12 protein-coding genes are annotated in these 15,111 nt (G+C 74.2%); 5 read left to right on the top strand and 7 right to left on the bottom strand.

Features of this window, described 5'->3' with window-relative positions; genetic code table 11:
* Positions 1-53: 53 nt before the first annotated feature.
* Positions 54-2,378 carry a DUF3141 domain-containing protein gene (locus H566_RS23555; RefSeq protein ID WP_084544861.1) on the bottom strand — a complete coding sequence of 775 codons (2,325 nt, stop codon included), beginning with the start codon at positions 2,376-2,378 and terminating at the stop codon, positions 54-56.
* Positions 2,379-2,763: 385 nt separating this feature from the next.
* Here H566_RS23555 and H566_RS0107195 point away from each other — a divergent pair, with 385 nt between their 5' ends.
* Genes H566_RS0107195 through H566_RS0107185 form a run of 3 tightly spaced genes read left to right on the top strand, consistent with a single transcriptional unit; the run spans position 2,764 to position 6,472 of the window.
* Complete coding sequence (locus H566_RS0107195; RefSeq protein WP_028310908.1) at positions 2,764-3,237, top strand: (2Fe-2S)-binding protein; 474 nt, start codon at positions 2,764-2,766, stop codon at positions 3,235-3,237.
* A 3-nt stretch (positions 3,238-3,240) separates the two neighbouring features.
* Positions 3,241-5,484 carry a xanthine dehydrogenase family protein molybdopterin-binding subunit gene (locus H566_RS23550; RefSeq protein ID WP_084544860.1) on the top strand — a complete coding sequence of 748 codons (2,244 nt, stop codon included), beginning with the start codon at positions 3,241-3,243 and terminating at the stop codon, positions 5,482-5,484.
* A 7-nt stretch (positions 5,485-5,491) separates the two neighbouring features.
* Positions 5,492-6,472: an XdhC family protein gene (locus H566_RS0107185; RefSeq protein WP_028310907.1), complete on the top strand. Its 981-nt coding sequence runs from the start codon at positions 5,492-5,494 to the stop codon at positions 6,470-6,472.
* A gap of 109 nt (positions 6,473-6,581) precedes the next feature.
* Here the strand turns inward: H566_RS0107185 and H566_RS0107180 are convergent, their stop codons facing one another.
* Together H566_RS0107180 and H566_RS0107175 are read right to left on the bottom strand one after the other, a co-directional pair.
* Positions 6,582-7,784: an MFS transporter gene (locus H566_RS0107180; protein ID WP_051378294.1), complete on the bottom strand. Its 1,203-nt coding sequence runs from the start codon at positions 7,782-7,784 to the stop codon at positions 6,582-6,584.
* A gap of 5 nt (positions 7,785-7,789) precedes the next feature.
* Positions 7,790-8,551 (bottom strand): SDR family oxidoreductase, encoded by a 762-nt coding sequence (locus H566_RS0107175; RefSeq protein WP_028310905.1) that lies wholly within the window; start codon positions 8,549-8,551, stop codon positions 7,790-7,792.
* Positions 8,552-8,747: 196 nt separating this feature from the next.
* Here H566_RS0107175 and H566_RS0107170 point away from each other — a divergent pair, with 196 nt between their 5' ends.
* Together H566_RS0107170 and H566_RS28840 are read left to right on the top strand one after the other, a co-directional pair.
* Positions 8,748-9,710 (top strand): GlxA family transcriptional regulator, encoded by a 963-nt coding sequence (locus H566_RS0107170; RefSeq protein ID WP_028310904.1) that lies wholly within the window; start codon positions 8,748-8,750, stop codon positions 9,708-9,710.
* Positions 9,711-9,900: 190 nt separating this feature from the next.
* A complete protein-coding gene (locus H566_RS28840; RefSeq protein WP_028310903.1) occupies positions 9,901-10,959 on the top strand; it encodes an acyltransferase family protein in 1,059 nt (352 codons plus the stop codon).
* Positions 10,960-10,975: 16 nt separating this feature from the next.
* Here the strand turns inward: H566_RS28840 and H566_RS0107160 are convergent, their stop codons facing one another.
* The 4 genes from H566_RS0107160 to H566_RS0107145 all read right to left on the bottom strand — a co-directional run bounded on the left by H566_RS0107160 (position 10,976) and on the right by H566_RS0107145 (position 15,111).
* Positions 10,976-11,533 carry a histidine phosphatase family protein gene (locus H566_RS0107160; protein WP_028310902.1) on the bottom strand — a complete coding sequence of 186 codons (558 nt, stop codon included), beginning with the start codon at positions 11,531-11,533 and terminating at the stop codon, positions 10,976-10,978.
* Between the two features lie 73 nt (positions 11,534-11,606).
* Positions 11,607-12,425 (bottom strand): adenosylcobinamide-GDP ribazoletransferase, encoded by an 819-nt coding sequence (locus tag H566_RS0107155; protein ID WP_028310901.1) that lies wholly within the window; start codon positions 12,423-12,425, stop codon positions 11,607-11,609.
* A 47-nt stretch (positions 12,426-12,472) separates the two neighbouring features.
* A complete protein-coding gene (gene cobT, locus H566_RS0107150) occupies positions 12,473-13,516 on the bottom strand; it encodes a nicotinate-nucleotide--dimethylbenzimidazole phosphoribosyltransferase (RefSeq protein ID WP_028310900.1) in 1,044 nt (347 codons plus the stop codon).
* An 86-nt stretch (positions 13,517-13,602) separates the two neighbouring features.
* Complete coding sequence (locus H566_RS0107145; RefSeq protein ID WP_028310899.1) at positions 13,603-15,111, bottom strand: cobyric acid synthase; 1,509 nt, start codon at positions 15,109-15,111, stop codon at positions 13,603-13,605.

The raw sequence follows: 15,111 nt of genomic DNA, 5'->3' as shown, positions 1-15,111 counted from the left end.
GCCCCGGACGGACCGGCGCGACGGTGATCGGCCGGGTGCCGGCCGCGGCGCCGTCAGCCGGCGGTGGTCTCGCGCCGCCGGGCGGGCGCGGCGCGCGTGGCCGTCTCGGCCTCACGGACGGCGCCGGCCGGCGCGCCGTCGAAACCGCGCTGCACCTCGGCGAGCCGGCGCGCGACCTCGGCCGGCACCTCGCCCGAGGCTTCGACCGCGAGCCGGATCGCATCGAGCACCGCGACACGCGCGGCCGCCGGGCTCGCCGCGACGAGTGCCGGAATGGCCGCGACGGCCGCCGCCTCGTCGGCCGCGAGCAGCGCGGCCTGGGCCCGCGCGACGGTTTTCAGCTCGGCGAGCGAAGGCCGCGTCGTGGCCGGCAACCGTGCGCGCAGCCGACCCAGCGCGCCGAAGGCACGCTCGTCGGCCACTCGCGCCTGCCGGCCGCGTGCGATGTAGAGCAGCGCGCGGATGGCGGCCTCGACCAGTCCGCCGCGCGCGCAGTCGCGTGCCAGCCGGGCCGCGTCGCGCTCGGCCAGCGCCTCTCGCACGAGGTCATGGCCCGGATCGCGGCGCGCCTCGACCGCGCGCGCATCGAGGCCCAGCAGCGCGTGCAGCGCCGGCGCGCCGTAGAAGTTCAGGAAGAAGGCTTCCGTGGCCTGGTCGCGCGCGGCGCCCCAGGCATCGAGCGCGGCGACGATCGCGTCGGAACCGATGCGCTGCCAGGCGAGAAAGGTGTTGTCGGCCGCCACCGGGCGGCGCGCGGCGCGCACCTGCTGCGCGAGCGGCGCGATGCCGCGCATCCACGGCAGCTCGCCGTCGAAGGCCTCGAAGCGCAACCGGTTGGGATGGAGCCGGCGCAGCCAGGCCGCCGTGTCGGCGCTTGCAAAGGCTTGCACGACCGGCGCCGCGAACCGGCGGTAGAGCGCCAGATTGATTTCCGACAGGCGCGCGGCGGCACTGAAGCGCAGATCGTCCTCGGCATCGTTGCCGCCGAGGGCGCGCAGGTCGGCGAAGCCGCGCTCCTCGAAGCGCAGCACGTAGCGGCCGGTCGCAAGTTCGGCATGCGGCGTGCCGGGCGTGATCTCGCTGAAGCTGGCCTCGTACAGGCCCGGCGGCAGCACGTCGACGATGTCCATGGCGCGCGCGAACTCGTCGTGCTCCTTCCGGGCGACCGAAGCCGACACGAAGATGCCGAGATGGCCGATGGTCTGATGCAGGCAATAGATGATGGTCTGGCCCGCCGCGATCAGCTCGGCCTCGTCGCGATAGAGGTCGAGCACCCAGTCGAGCGCCTGCTGCGGCGGGGTGATGTTGTCGCCATGCGAGCAGAACACGATGATCGGCGAGCGGATATTGCGCAGATCGATGCGCGTGCCGTCGGCGCTGCGCATTTCACCGCTGACCAGCCGATTGCCGACGAAAAGATTGTCGGCAATCGCCTGCATTTCACCGGCATTCAGCAATACCGGCGAGCCCCACCATTTCTCGAATTCGAGAAAGCGCGGCGCTTCATGGTCGATATCGGCATACAGGTGGTAATTCTTTTTCCACAGCGTATTGGCCGGATTCATGCTCTCGAAATTGGCGACCAGATGCGCGCCATCGAAAATGCCATGCCCGAGATCGCCCGCGAGCGCGGTCATCCAGGTGCCGCCGAGCAGGCCACCCAGATAGCGCAGCGGATTGCGCCCGTGCACGCCGGCCCAGTACGACAGCGGCGCGCCCGCGAGCATCAGCGGGCCCGAGGCCTCGGGCGCGAGCGCGGTGGTCATCATGATCTGCCAGCCGGCCTGGCAATTGCCGATCAGGCAGGGCTTGCCGTCGGCCTCGGGATGGCGCGCCGCGACCTCGGCGATGAAGCGCGCCTCGGCCGCGCACACGTCGTCGAGGGTCTGGCCGGGCACCGGCTCGGGCAGGAAGCCGACGAAATAGCAGGGATGGCCGGCGCCGAGCGCGACACCGATCTCGCTGTCGTGCTTCATGCCGCCGATGCCCGGGCCGTGACCGGCGCGCGGGTCGAACACGATGAAGGGCCGGCGCGCGGGATCGGCGCCGCCCGCGGGCTCGACCGCGATGCGCACGAGGCAGTAGTTGACCGGGCGGTCGAAGCTGCGCCCGTCGAGCACCAGCTCGAACGGGAAGTCGAGCACGTTGGGCGCCTGCTGCCGGCTGCGCTCGCGATGGTTGGCGGCGCGCTCGCGCAGCGTGTCGAGCGTGAGAACCCAGCGCTGCCAGGCATCGACCGAATAGTCGATCCATTCCGCCAGCGGCGTGCCCGCGGGCGGCAGCCAATTCAGGCCGATTGCCCCCGGCGCATCGACCGGCAATTGCGCCGGAATATTGATGGGAGAAATCTGCCCGGCTGCGATTCTGGTGACTGGCATTGCCCGCACTCCGCTCGGTTGATTCATCGGTCATTTCGCATGGCCATTCGGCATTTCAGGAATGGCGGTCGCGGCAAATACTCCGACAAATGCCATGCGGACGTGCTGAAGAATCTGCATGACGACAATGCAGTGCATTCAATATCCGACCGGATTTCCCCGGAATTACGAATTGATGAATCGTCTTGAATCGACGGCGATTCGTCATTCGGCGCGCGGCCCGCCATGTCCGGAAATGCGGCCGGTTTGTCCTGCGCCCGCGCCATGCGGGCCGACAGAATCGGCCGCACCCGGCCAGCCCGCGATCCCGCCGCTGCTCCGATGGAGTGCCGGTCCGGCGTGCCACGCCCGGCCGCGCCGCCGGGCCGACCGCCTCGGAGATTGCATGCTCAAGATCGACATCAACGGTCAGGCGCGCGCGCTTGACATCGACGACGACACGCCCGTGCTCTGGCTCGTGCGCGACGTGCTCGGCCTCACCGGCACCAAGTTCGGCTGCGGCATGGGCCTGTGCGGCGCCTGCACCGTGCGGGTGGACGGCACGGCGGTGCGCTCCTGCATCACGCCGGTGTCGGACGTGGTCGGCAAGCGCGTCACCACCATCGAGCGGCTCGACCGCGACCGCGTCGGCCGCGCGCTGCAACGCGCCTGGCTCGATCTCGAAGTCGTGCAATGCGGCTACTGCCAGTCGGGCCAGCTCATGCAGGCCGCCGCGCTGCTCGCCGGCAATCCGGCGCCGGACGACGACGCGATCGATGCCGCGATGAGCGGCAACCTCTGCCGCTGCGGCACCTATCCGCGCATCCGCGCCGGCATTCACGCGGCGGCGCGCGCGCTGGCCGACGGCAAGGAGGGCTGATCCATGGACCGCGACACCGCCCTGCCCGGCTTCGCGCCGGCCGATCACGCCGCCGATCACGCCGCCGAACACGGCACCGACCACCTCGCCGCGAACGCCCCGGCCTCGCGCGCGCGGCGCCGCTTCCTGACCGGCGCCACGCTCGCCGGTGGCAGTCTGGTGCTCGGCTTCTCGCTCGACGCCGCCGCCCGGCCCGCCGCCTCGGCACCGCCGGCCGAGGCCGATTTCGCGCCCGACGCCTTCCTGCGCATCGCGCCCGACGGCACGGTCACGATGACCATGCCCTATGTCGAGATGGGCCAGGGCACCTACACCAGCATCCCGATGCTGCTGGCCGAGGAACTGGAAGTGGATCTGGCGCGGGTGCGCGTCGAGCACGCGCCGCCCGACGACGCGCGCTATGCCAATCCGCTGCTCGGCTTCCAGGTGACGGGCGGCTCCACCACGATCCGCGCCGCCTTCGAGCCGATGCGCCGCGCCGGCGCCAGCGCGCGCCGGATGCTCGTGGGCGCCGCCGCCGCGCGCTGGGGCGTCGCGCCCGACAGCTGCCGCGCCGAGCACGGCGCCGTGCTGCATCCGCCGAGCGGCCGGCGCCTCGCCTATGGGGCGCTGCTGGCTGAGGCCGCGCGCCAGCCGCTGCCCGACAGCGTCGCGCTCAAGCCCGCGAGCGCCTTCCGCCTCATCGGCACGCCGGCGCGCCGGCTCGACACGCCGGCCAAGGTCAACGGCACGGCGCTGTATGGCATCGACGCGCGCCCGCCCGGCCTGCGCGTGGCGGCGCTGATGCAGGCGCCGGCGATCGGCGGCCGGCTGCGCGGCGTCGATCCGGCGCCCGCGCTCGCGATGCGCGGCGTGAGCCAGGTGGTGGTGCTGGACGATTGCGTGGCCGTGGTCGCGGCCCACATGGGCGCCGCGCGCAAGGGCCTGGCCGCGCTGCGCCCCGACTGGGACGACGGCCCCAACGCCGGCCTCGACAGCGCGGCCATCTGGCGCGACATGGCCGCGGCCTCGGCGCGCGGCGGCGTGAAGGCGCGCGACGATGGCGATGTCGATGCCGCTCTGGCCGGCGCCGCGCAACGGCTCGACGCCGTGTACCAGCTGCCCTTCCTCATCCATGCCGCGATGGAGCCGCTCAACTGCACGGTGGACGTGCGCGCCGATGCCTGCGAGGTCTGGGTCGGCACCCAGGTGCTGACGCGGGCGCGCGCGGCCGCCGCCGAGGCCAGCGGCCTGCCGGTCGAGCGCGTGACGGTGCACAACCATCTGCTCGGCGGCGGCTTCGGCCGGCGGCTGGAGATCGACAGCGTCGCGCTCGCGGTGCGCATCGCGCGCCAGGTGAAGGGGCCGCTCAAGGTCGTGTGGTCGCGCGAGGAGGACATCCGCCACGACATGTACCGCCCCGCCTTCCATGACGTGGTGCGCGGCGGCCTCGACGCCGACGGCCGCGTCGTGGCCTGGCATCACCGCATCACCGGTTCGTCGGTGATCCGGCGCTGGGCGCCGCCGCTGTACCGCGACGGCCTCGACCCCGAGGTGATCGACGGCGCCGACCGACCGCCCTATGCGCTGGCCAGCGTGCGCGTCGAGTACCAGAACCACGAGCCGCCGTTGCCGACCGCGTTCTGGCGCGGCGTCGGGCCGACGCACAACCTGTTCGTGGTCGAGAGCTTCATCGACGAACTGGCCGTGCTGGCGGGCCGCGATCCGCTGCGCTTCCGGCTCGACCAGGCGCCCGATCCGCGCGCCCGCGCGGTGCTCGAACGCGCCGCCGCCGAGGCCGGCTGGGGCCAGCCGCTGCCGGCGCGCGCCGGCCGGGGCGTGGCGCTCGGCTTCGCCTTCGGCAGCTGGATCGCGATGGTGTGCGAGGTCGAGGTGGCGTCCGACGGCAGCGTGCGCGCGCGCCGCGTGACCACCGCCGTCGATTGCGGCGTGGTCGTCAACCCCGACACGGTCAGGGCGCAGATCGAGGGCGGCGCGATCTTCGGGCTGTCGGCCGCGCTGCATGGCCAGGCCACGGTGCGCGACGGGCGCATCGAGCAGTCCAACTTCCACGACGCGCCGGTGTTGCGCATGAACGAGCTGCCCCGGTTCTCGACGCATCTGCTGCCGAGCGAGGCCGCGCCCGGCGGCGTGGGCGAGCCGGGCACGGCCATCGTCGCGCCGGCGCTGGCCAACGCGGTGCGGGCCGCGACCGGCGTGCGGACGCGCCGGCTGCCGCTCGATCGCGCGGCGCTCGCCCAGGCCTGAGCCGCCGATGGACAGCCTCGACCTCGACGTGCTGCGCCAGGCGCTCGACTGGCATCGCGCCGGCCTGGGCGTGTGGCTGGTGACGGTGATCGAGACCTGGGGCTCGGCGCCGCGTCCGCCGGGCGCCCTGCTCTGCCTCGCGCGGGACGGGCGCGTGGCCGGCTCGGTGTCGGGCGGCTGCGTCGAGGACGACCTCATCGCGCGGCTGCGCGACGGCGCCCTGCCCGACCGGCCGACGCTCGTCAGCTACGGCGTGACGCGCGACGAGGCGGCGCGATTCGGCCTGCCCTGCGGCGGCACGCTGCGGCTGCTGCAGGAACCGCTGGCCGACACCGGCTGGCTGGCCGAGCTGCTCGACCGCACCGCGCGCCACGAACTGGTCGAGCGCCGGCTCGATCTGGCCAGCGGCGTGACGCGGCTCGCCGGCCGCGAGCGCGGCAGCGGCTTCGCCTTCGACGGCCGCGAGCTGCGCCAGCCCTTCGGGCCGGGCTGGCGGCTGGTGATCATCGGCGCCGGGCAGTTGTCGCAGGCGCTCGCGCGCATGGCGCTGACGCTCGACTTCGAGGTCATCTGCTGCGATCCGCGCGAGGAATATCTCGTCGGCTGGACCCTGCCCGGCACCCGCTTCAGCCGCGACATGCCGGACGACCTCGTGCTCGCGCTCGGTCTCGACGCGCACAGCGCGCTGGTCGCGCTCACCCACGATCCCAAGCTCGACGACCTCGCGCTGATGGAGGCACTGCGCTCGCCGGCCTTCTATGTCGGCGCGCTCGGCTCGCGGCTCAACACGCGCCGGCGCAAGGAACGGCTGGCGCTGTTCGACCTCGACGCCGCGCAGATAGCGCGGCTGCACGGTCCGGTCGGCCTCGACCTCGGCGCGCTGACGCCGGCCGAGATCGCGGTGAGCATCGCGGCCGAGCTGGTGGCGGTGCGGCGCGGCGTGGCGCTGCGGCAGAAGAAGCCGGACAGCGCGCCGCTCGCGGCCTGATCGCGCGGGCGCGCCCTGGCTCGCGGTCGGTGCCGGGTTGGGCGCCAGCCGCGAGCCAGGGCGCGGAAGACCCGCGTGGACGCCGAGCCCGGCGCCACGCGGGCGCGGCTCAGCGCCGGCCGCGCGCCACCGCCAGCACCAGCGCTCCCAGCTCGACGCCCGCCGCCGCCCAGCCCAGCGCGCCGCTGCCGAACCGCGCCAGCACCAGCCCGCCCAGCCCCGCGCCGAGAGAGAAGCCGAGGTACATGAACGAGGCGTTGAGCGACAGCACCACCGGCGCCGCCGCGATGCCGGCCAGGCCGATCAGCCGCGCCTGCTGGGCCGGGAAGAAGCCCCATACCGACAGTCCCCAGACCACGATCGCGCCCGATACCGCGAGCAGCCCCGCCAGTCCGCCCGGCTTGAGCCATGCGAGCAGCCCGAGCGTCGCGAAGGCCAGCGCCAGCAGCGCGAGCGCGGCGGCGATCACGCGCGGCGCGCCGAGACGGTCGGCCAGCCCGCCCGACAGGAACACGCCGCTGGCCGAGGCGATGCCCCACAGCCCCATGAACAGGCCCACGGTCGCGCCGCCCACGCCGAGCACGTCGGCGAGGTATTGCGCGAGATAGGTCAGCATCAGATAGGCGCCCACGGCCCACAGCAGCGTCACCGCGCAGGCGCGGGCCAGGCCCGGCGCGCGCAGCAGCGCGAGACGCGCGCCGAGCGAAGGCGCGCCGCCGGCCGGCGCCACGCGATCCAGCCGCAGCAGCGCCGCCACGCCGAGCGCCGCGAGCAGCGCCACCACCGCGAAGCTCATGCGCCAGCCGAGCCGGTCGCCGAGCAGCGCCACCACCGGCACGCCGAGTGCGATCGCGAGGCTCTGCCCGCCCGCGATCACCGCGAGCGCCCGGCCCCGGAACGCCGGCCCGACGAGCTGGGTCGCGGTCGCGTTGGCATTGGGCATGTAGAGGCCGGCGGCGAGCGCCATCAGCACCCGCGCCGCCATCAGCAGCGCGAAGCTGCCGGCCAGCGCGCCGGCGAGATTGCCGAGCATGAACAGCGCAAGGCAGGCCAGCAGCAGGCGGCGCCGGTCGAGCGCGCCGACCAGCGCCGTGAGCACCGGCGAGCCGATGCCGTACACGCAGGCGAACACCGTCACGAGCTGGCCGGCCGCCGGCACGCCCACGCCCAGATCGGCCGCGAGCGCCGGCAGCAGCGGCGCGATCATGAAAGCCTCGGTGCCGATGGCGAAGCTGCCGAGCGCGAGCGGCAGCAGCCGCGCGCGCCGGAAGTCTTCCGCCGCGAGCGCGGCGGGCATGGCGGGGGTGTTCATCTGCTTCAGGCCGTCGGGATCGGGCTCTCGCGCAGGGCGGCGTTGAAGCCGTCCACCAGCGCGTGCTCGCCGGGGCCGGGGTTGGCGCGGAAGTCGCGCACCGCGTCCACCAGCGCCTCGGGGCCGCCGGCTTCCAGCGCTGCAAGCGTTTGCGCGATGAAGGCGTCGAGCGGCATCGCGCGCGGATCGCCGCTCTTGTGGATGAGGTCGGTATCGACCCAGGGCGGCGCGATCTCGACCACATCGATGCCGGCGTCGCGCAGCAGGAAGCGCTGCGACAGCGTGTACGAATGCAGCGCCGCCTTGGTGGCCGAGTACACGGCGGTGGCCGCCAGCGGCACGAAGGCCAGCACCGAGGTGTTGTTGACGATGGTCGCGCCCGGCTTGCCGCGCAGCAGCGGCAGCAGCGCCGCGCTCAGGCGGATCGGGCCGAGCAGGTTGGTGGCGATCTGCGCTTCGGCCACGGCGTCGTCGAGCGCGCCGGCCGCGTCGTCGAACTTCATGATCCCGGCATTGTTGATGAGCACGTTGAGCGCCGGATGCTCGGCGCGCAGGCGCTCGGCCGCCGCCTTGATGCTGGCCGGATCGGCCACGTCGAGTTCGAGCGTGGCGATGCCCGGATGCGCTTGCGCGATCTCGTCGAGCAGCGCGCGCCGGCGGCCGGCGACGATCACGCGGTTGCCGCGCTCATGCAGCGCGACGGCGAGGGCACGGCCGATGCCGGAGGTAGCGCCGGTGATGAGGATGGTGTTGTCGCTGAGCTTCATGAAGGTCTCCGTGCCGGGTTGGCGAGTGGGTTGGAGCCCTCATTCTGTGGAAATCCGGTTTGTCTTTTATGCCATGCAAACCGCAAAAACTGACAAGCCGGCTCTTGCGTGTGGCGGGTGCCAGTCGGGTTTGACCGAACCTTGAATCCTGCGTCACAGTGGCGCGCATCCATTGTTTCCGCCGCAGGAGAGCGCCATGACCGCTCGCATCGCTTTTGTCGTTTATCCGGGTTTTCAGTCACTCGATCTGGCGGCGCTCGGGCCGTTCGAGCTGGCCAATGCGCTCGCGCCGGAGCCGGTGTACGAGATCGAGACCGTCGCGCTCGCGCCGGGGCTGGTGGCCAGTTCAGCCGGCATCGCGGTGCAGGCGCGCGCCTTCGGCCGCCAGCCCTACGACACCGTGCTCGTGTCCGGCGCGACCGGCCCGACGCCGACCGACCATGCGCTGTTCGCCGAGCTGCGCCGCGTGGCCGGCAAGGCGCGCCGGCTCGCCGCGATCTGCACCGGCGCCTTCGTGCTGGCCGAGGCCGGCCTGCTCGACGGCCGGCGCGCCGCGACGCACTGGGCGCGCACGCGCGAGCTGGCGCGGCGCTTTCCGGCCATCCGCGTCGAGGACGACCGCATCTTCGTCAACGACGACGGCGTCTGGACCTCGGCCGGCATGACCGCCTGCATCGATCTCGCGCTCGCGCTGGTCGAGGAGGATTGCGGCAACGACATCGCCCGGACCATCGCGCGCAAGCTCGTCGTCTATCACCGGCGCGGCGGCGGGCAGTCGCAGTTCTCGACGCTGAGCGAGCTGGAGCCAGCGTCCGACCGCATACGCGTCGCGCTTGCGCATGCGCGCGAGAACCTGCGCGCGCCGCTCACCGTCGACGACCTGGCGGCGGTCGTGCACTGGAGCCCGCGCCATTTCGCGCGCGCCTTCCGCGACGAGACCGGCGTGACGCCGGCCAAGGCGGTCGAGAAACTGAGGCTGGAGGCGGCGCAGGCGCTGATCGAGGCCGGCCACGATTCGATCGGCCGCATCGCCGCCGAAAGCGGCTTCGGCGACGAGGACCGCATGCGGCGCGCCTTCATGCGCGCGCTCGGCAAGCCGCCGCAGACCGTGGTGCGCGAGATCCGCGCCCGCATGCCGGCGGCGCCGGGCGACGACTGAGCCGGGCGCCGACGCGCCCGCGCCGCATCGATTGCTCCACATGGCACAGCCGGCGCGGGCGTGATTCCTTTCCTTAAACGGCGCATCGGGGCGCCGAATAATCCGCCGCGACTTCCGCCCGCCGGGAGCGCGGCGCCGCGGGCGCCCGCTCGCGGCCGTGGCCCTCGACACCACGACAACGCCTCCCCCGATGACCTCCTCCACCCTCGCCGCGCCCGCCACGGCAGCCTCCGCGCCCGCCGTCGCCCGGCCCGCCTCCCCCGCCCGGTCACGCCATGCCTGGGTCGATGTCAGCAAGGGCGCGGGCATCCTGCTCGTGGTGCTCGGTCACGCGATCATCGGCGTGCATGACGCCGGGCTGCTGCCGCCGGGCAGCGCGTGGAATGAAATCCTGCGTGTGATCTACCTCTTTCACATGCCGCTGTTCTTCTTCCTGGCGGGGCTGTTCGCCGAGCGCTGGATCGGCAAGCCGAAGCTGGCGACCTGCGCCGGCATCGTCCGCCGGCTGGCCTGGCCCTACATCCTCTGGTCCGTGGTGCAGCTGCTGGTGATCTCGTCGGCCGGCTCGGCGGTGAACACGCCGGTGCGGCTGCACTGGACCGACATCGCACAGGCGGTGTGGTCGCCGCCGTCGCAGTTCTGGTTCCTGCAATGCCTGATGTTCTGCCAGCTCGTCGCGGTGCTGACGCTGCCGCTGGGCCGGCTCGCGCTGCCGCTGCTGGGCCTGGTGCTGCTCGGGATGAACGACCTGCTGCAACCCGGCTATCCGCTCAAGTCGCTGCTCAAGAGCTATGTGTTCTTCGCGGCCGGAGGGCTGCTTGGGCCGATGGTGCTGGCGGCGGCCGTCCTGCCCCGGCGCCGGCGGGTGGTGACGACGCTGCTGGGCGGCGCCGGCTTCGCGCTGATGGCGCTGCTCACGCAAAGGCTTGCAGGCGCGGTGCCGACCGGCGGCATCGCCCTGGCGGCGGCAGCGCCGGGCATCGTGATGCTGACCGGCTGGGCGATGCTGGCGGGCGAAGGCCGCGCGGGGCGCTGGCTCGGTGCGCTCGGGCGCGAATCGCTGTCGATCTATCTGCTGCACGTGTTCTTCACGGCCGGCATGCGCATCGTCGGCCACCGGCTGCTGCCGAACGCCGATGGCGATCAGCTGGTGCTGATGTGCCTGGGCGCGGGCGTGGCGGGGCCGCTCGCGGTGCTGGCGCTGACGCGGCGGCTCGGGGCCGACCGGCTGCTGGGGCTGGCGCGCTGAGGCGGGGCGCCAGCCCTCAGCCGGGCCAGTCGAGCAGCAGCCATTCGCCGTGGCCGCAGCCGTCGGCGGGCCAGTCGGCGGCGCTGGCCGGCAGCGCGTCGGCGCCGGCCGAGGCCAGGAAGCGCGCGGCGCGGATCACGCCCGCATGCGCGACCACCACCACCAGCGGCGCGGCCGGCAGCGCCGCGAGCCCGGCCGCGACGCGCCGCAGCACCTCGGCGGCCGACTCGGCGCCACCGAAGCGATGCGCGGCGAAATCCGCGACCCAGGCATCGACCGCCGCGCGCGGGATGTCGGCCCAGGGCCGGCCTTCGTGGCGGCCGAAATCCATCTCGTCGAAGCGCGCATCGGCGCGCGGCGCCGGCAGGTCGGGCCGCAGCGCATGCAGCGCGAGCGCGAGCTGGCGCGCGCGCAGCCGCGACGACATGAACAGCGGCGCGCCCGGCGCGACCACCGCCGCGAGCGCCCGCGCGGCGAGCCGCGTGGCGTCGGCGTCGGCCGGCAGGTCGAGTCGGCCGTAGCACAGGCCGTCGGCGCCGATCGGGCGGGCGTGGCGCGCGAGCAGGAGCTTCATGCCGGCACCGCCGCGCGCGGACGGCGGGCGTGGGAGATGGCGCCACGGCGCCGGAGCGGGCGGGCCGTCGCCATCACGCCGCCAGCAGCAGCCCGAGCAGGAAGCCCTGCTCGCAGACCTGCTGGGTCGCGCCCAGCGCATCGCCGGTAAAGCCTTGCAGTCGGCGCGCGAGCAGCCGCCACATCCAGCCCAGGCCGAGCAGCGCGCCCGCGCAGGCCGCGAGCCAGCCGCCCGCGCCGACCGGCGCTGCAAACGCTTGCGCCATGCCGGCCGCGAGCAGCAGCGCCGCCGCGCTCCACAGCGCGCCCACGGCGAGCGCCGCGCCGCCGATGCGGTCGGCCAGCGGCTTGGACTTGCTGCGCGCCGTGTCGCCCACATGCGGCAGCACGCGGATGAGCACCAGCGGCAGCCCGCGCGACAGCACCTGGGCCGCGAACAGGCCGAGCGCCGCGAGCCGCGCATCGATCTGGGCCAGCAGCGCGAGCTGGCCGCAGCGCAGCAGCAGCGCCAGCACCAGCGCGATCGCGCCGAAGCTGCCGATGCGCGAGTCCTTCATGATGTCCAGCGCCCGCTCGCGGTCGGCGCTGCCGCCGAGGCCGTCGGCCAGATCGGCGAGGCCATCCTCATGGAAGGCGCCGGTGAGCATCACGCCGAGCAGCGTGGCGAGCGCGGCGGCCACCAGCGGCGCGGCGGGCCGGTCGGGCAGCAGCGCGAGCAGCGTCCACAGCGCCGCGCCGGTCAGCCCGCCCACCAGCCAGCCCACGCCCGGAAAGTGCGCGGCGCTGTCACGCAGCAGCTGCGGGCTGAAGCCGACCCAGGCCGCGAGCCGGCCCGTGACCGGAATGCGCGTGAAGAATTGCAGCGCGAGCAGGTAGCGGCGCAGCGGGTTCATCGCGCGGTGCCCGGAACGACGCGTGGAGCGCGATGCGATGCCACGGCTCAGCCCGCCGTCGCCACGCCGGCTTGCGCGAAGCTCGCCATGCCGTCGAGCAGCGCGCAGGCCGACACGAGCAGCGGCCACGCGAGCGCCGCGCCCGAGCCTTCGCCGAGACGCAGGCCGAGGTCGAGCAGCGGCTCTGCGCCGAGCGCGTCGAGCATGAGGCCGTGTCCGCGCTCGCCCGAGCGGTGCGCGAAGACGCAGCGCTGGGTCACGGCCGGCGCGAGCCGCGCCGCCACCAGCACCGCCGCGCAGGCGATGAAGCCGTCCACGACGATGACGCGGCGCTCGGCTGCGGCCTGGAGCACGGCGCCGGTCATGGTGGCGATCTCCAGCCCGCCGAGGGCGGCGAGCGCGGCCAGCGGCGCGGTGGCGCCGGCATGGCGTTCGAGCACGGCGCGCAGCACGGCGGTCTTGCGCGCGATGCCGTCGGCGTCGAGGCCGGTGCCGGCGCCGGTGCAGGCGGCGATGTCGTGGCCGGCGAGGCGCGCGAGCAGCAGCGCGGCCGAAGAGGTGTTGCCGATGCCCATTTCACCGAGCAGCAGCGCGTTGCCGGGCAGGCCACGCAGCAGCTCGGCGCCGTTGGCGAGGGCGGCGGCGCATTGCTCCGGCGTCATCGCGGGCGCGTCGAGGGCGTCGGCCGTGCCGCGCGCGGGCTTGCGCACGACCAGGCCGGGGCGCGGCGCGAAGTCGTGGCACACGCCGCAGTCCACGACCGTCAGCGCGAGGCCATGCTGGCGCGCGAGCACGCTCACGGCCGCGCCGCCGGCGAGGAAGTTCTCGACCATCTGCCAGGTCACGTCGGCCGGATAGGCCGAGACGCCGCGCGCCGCGAGACCGTGGTCGGCGGCGAACACGACCAGCTGCGGCGCGTCGAGCCGGGGCGCGGTGCCGCCGAGGATGAGACCGAGCCGCAGCGCGAGCGACTCGATGCGGCCGAGCGCGCCGAGCGGCTTGGTGAGGTGGTCGAGCCGGTGCTGGAGCGCGGCGGCGAGCGCCGGGCTGTGCAGGTCGGGAACGGCGGGCGGGTTGTAGGGCACGGTCATGGCGGGCGGAGATGGGGGCGGTGTCGGAGGGGGCGGTCCTGGCGTGGCCGGAACGGGCTGGCGGGACGGCGGCGCGCAGGCCCGGCTCAGGCGCCGATGAGCGCGTCGAGCAGGCCGGGCGTGGCATGGCGCTCGACGAAATCGGCGAGGCCGTCGAACACGGCGTCGGGCGCGCGGGCGCGGGCGCCGAACAATGCGGCGAGCACGGCGGCGTCCTCGAACAGGCCGTGCAGATAGCAGCCGAGCACGTTGCCGGCGGCGTTCTGCCAGGCGAGGCCGGGCGCGATCTCGCGCGGGCCGGCGCCGGTGGCGCGCGTGACGCCGTGGTGGATCTCGTAGCCGCCGGCCTCGATGCCGTCGAGCGCGGCCCAGGGCCCGGGCGCGATGCCGTCGAGGCGCAGCCGGCTGCGGCGCACGGTCTTGTCGCGCGCGAAGGTGGTGGCGAGCGGCAGCAGGCCGAGGCCGGCGACGGGCGCGTTGCTGCCCGCGCCGCCCTCGCCCACGGCCGCCGCGCCCGCGTTGACGCCCGGCGCGCCATCCACGCCGTGCGGGTCGTGCAGCCAGTCGCCGAGCATCTGGAGCCCGCCGCAGATGCCGAGCACCGCGCCGCCGTCCGCCGCGTGACGCGCGACGGCGGCGTCGAGTCCGCGCGCGCGCATCCACGCGAGATCGGCGGCGCTGGCCTTGGAGCCGGGCAGCACGATCCAGTCGGCGCCGGCCAGCTCGGCCGGGCTGCGCGCCCACACGAGGCGCAGGCCCGGCACGTTGCGCAGCGGCTGGAACTCGTCGAGGTTGCTGATGCGCGGCCAGGCAATGACGGCCACCGTGAGCGTCACCGCGCCGGCCGCGTGCGTGCGGTCGTCGAAGACGCCGTCCTCCTCGGGCAGGCCGTGTTCGCGCCACATCGGCAGCGTCGCCACCACCGGGATGCCGGTGAGCGCGCGCAACTGCTCGGGCGCGGGCGCGAGCAGGCCGGCGTCGCCCCGGAAGCGGTTGAGCACAAAGCCGGCGATGCGCGCGCGGTCGGCCTCGGGCAGCAGCGCCCAGGTGCCGTACAGATGGGCGAAGGCGCCGCCCCGGTCGATGTCGGTGACGAGCAGGCAGCGCGCGTCGGCATGGCGGGCGACGCGCAGGTTGACGATGTCGCTCGCCATCAGGTTGATCTCGGCCGGCGAGCCGGCGCCCTCGATGACGATCACGTCATGCGCGGCGCGCAGTTCGTCGAAGGCGGCGGCGATCGCTGGCCACACGAGCTCGGAGCGACCGCGCCAGGGCAGCGCCGACAGCTCGGCGCTCGCGCGGCCGAGCAGCACCACCTGGCTGCGCGTGTCGGCCTCGGGCTTGAGCAGCAGCGGGTTCATGCGCACGTCCGGCTCGGCGCGCGCGGCGAGCGCCTGGAAGTACTGGGCCGAGCCGATCTCGCCCTCGGCGCCGCCGGGGCCGGCGACGACGCGGGCGTTGTTGCTCATGTTCTGCGCCTTGAACGGCGCGACGCTCAGGCCGCGCCGCGCGTAATGGCGGCATAGCGCGGTGGCGAGCCAGCTCTTGCCGGCGCCGCTGGTGGTGCCGAGCACCATCACGCATCGGGCGGTCAT

This window comes from Derxia gummosa DSM 723 (assembly GCF_000482785.1).
In the GTDB taxonomy this organism is placed as follows: domain Bacteria; phylum Pseudomonadota; class Gammaproteobacteria; order Burkholderiales; family Burkholderiaceae_E; genus Derxia; species Derxia gummosa.
This window is presented reverse-complemented; position numbering and strand designations above follow the sequence as displayed.

Excerpts from the sequence above, each read along its gene's own strand:
- H566_RS28840 (WP_028310903.1), top strand. The coding sequence starts at position 9,901 with ATGACCTCCTCCACCCTCGCCGCGCCCGCCACGGCAGCCTCCGCGCCC.
- H566_RS0107195 (WP_028310908.1), top strand. The coding sequence starts at position 2,764 with ATGCTCAAGATCGACATCAACGGTCAGGCGCGCGCGCTTGACATCGAC.
- H566_RS0107180 (WP_051378294.1), bottom strand. The coding sequence starts at position 7,784 with ATGAACACCCCCGCCATGCCCGCCGCGCTCGCGGCGGAAGACTTCCGG.
- H566_RS0107175 (WP_028310905.1), bottom strand. The coding sequence starts at position 8,551 with ATGAAGCTCAGCGACAACACCATCCTCATCACCGGCGCTACCTCCGGC.
- H566_RS0107185 (WP_028310907.1), top strand. The coding sequence starts at position 5,492 with ATGGACAGCCTCGACCTCGACGTGCTGCGCCAGGCGCTCGACTGGCAT.
- H566_RS0107145 (WP_028310899.1), bottom strand. The coding sequence starts at position 15,111 with ATGACCGCCCGATGCGTGATGGTGCTCGGCACCACCAGCGGCGCCGGC.
- H566_RS23555 (WP_084544861.1), bottom strand. The coding sequence starts at position 2,378 with ATGCCAGTCACCAGAATCGCAGCCGGGCAGATTTCTCCCATCAATATT.
- cobT (WP_028310900.1), bottom strand. The coding sequence starts at position 13,516 with ATGACCGTGCCCTACAACCCGCCCGCCGTTCCCGACCTGCACAGCCCG.
- H566_RS0107155 (WP_028310901.1), bottom strand. The coding sequence starts at position 12,425 with ATGAACCCGCTGCGCCGCTACCTGCTCGCGCTGCAATTCTTCACGCGC.
- H566_RS23550 (WP_084544860.1), top strand. The coding sequence starts at position 3,241 with ATGGACCGCGACACCGCCCTGCCCGGCTTCGCGCCGGCCGATCACGCC.
- H566_RS0107160 (WP_028310902.1), bottom strand. The coding sequence starts at position 11,533 with ATGAAGCTCCTGCTCGCGCGCCACGCCCGCCCGATCGGCGCCGACGGC.
- H566_RS0107170 (WP_028310904.1), top strand. The coding sequence starts at position 8,748 with ATGACCGCTCGCATCGCTTTTGTCGTTTATCCGGGTTTTCAGTCACTC.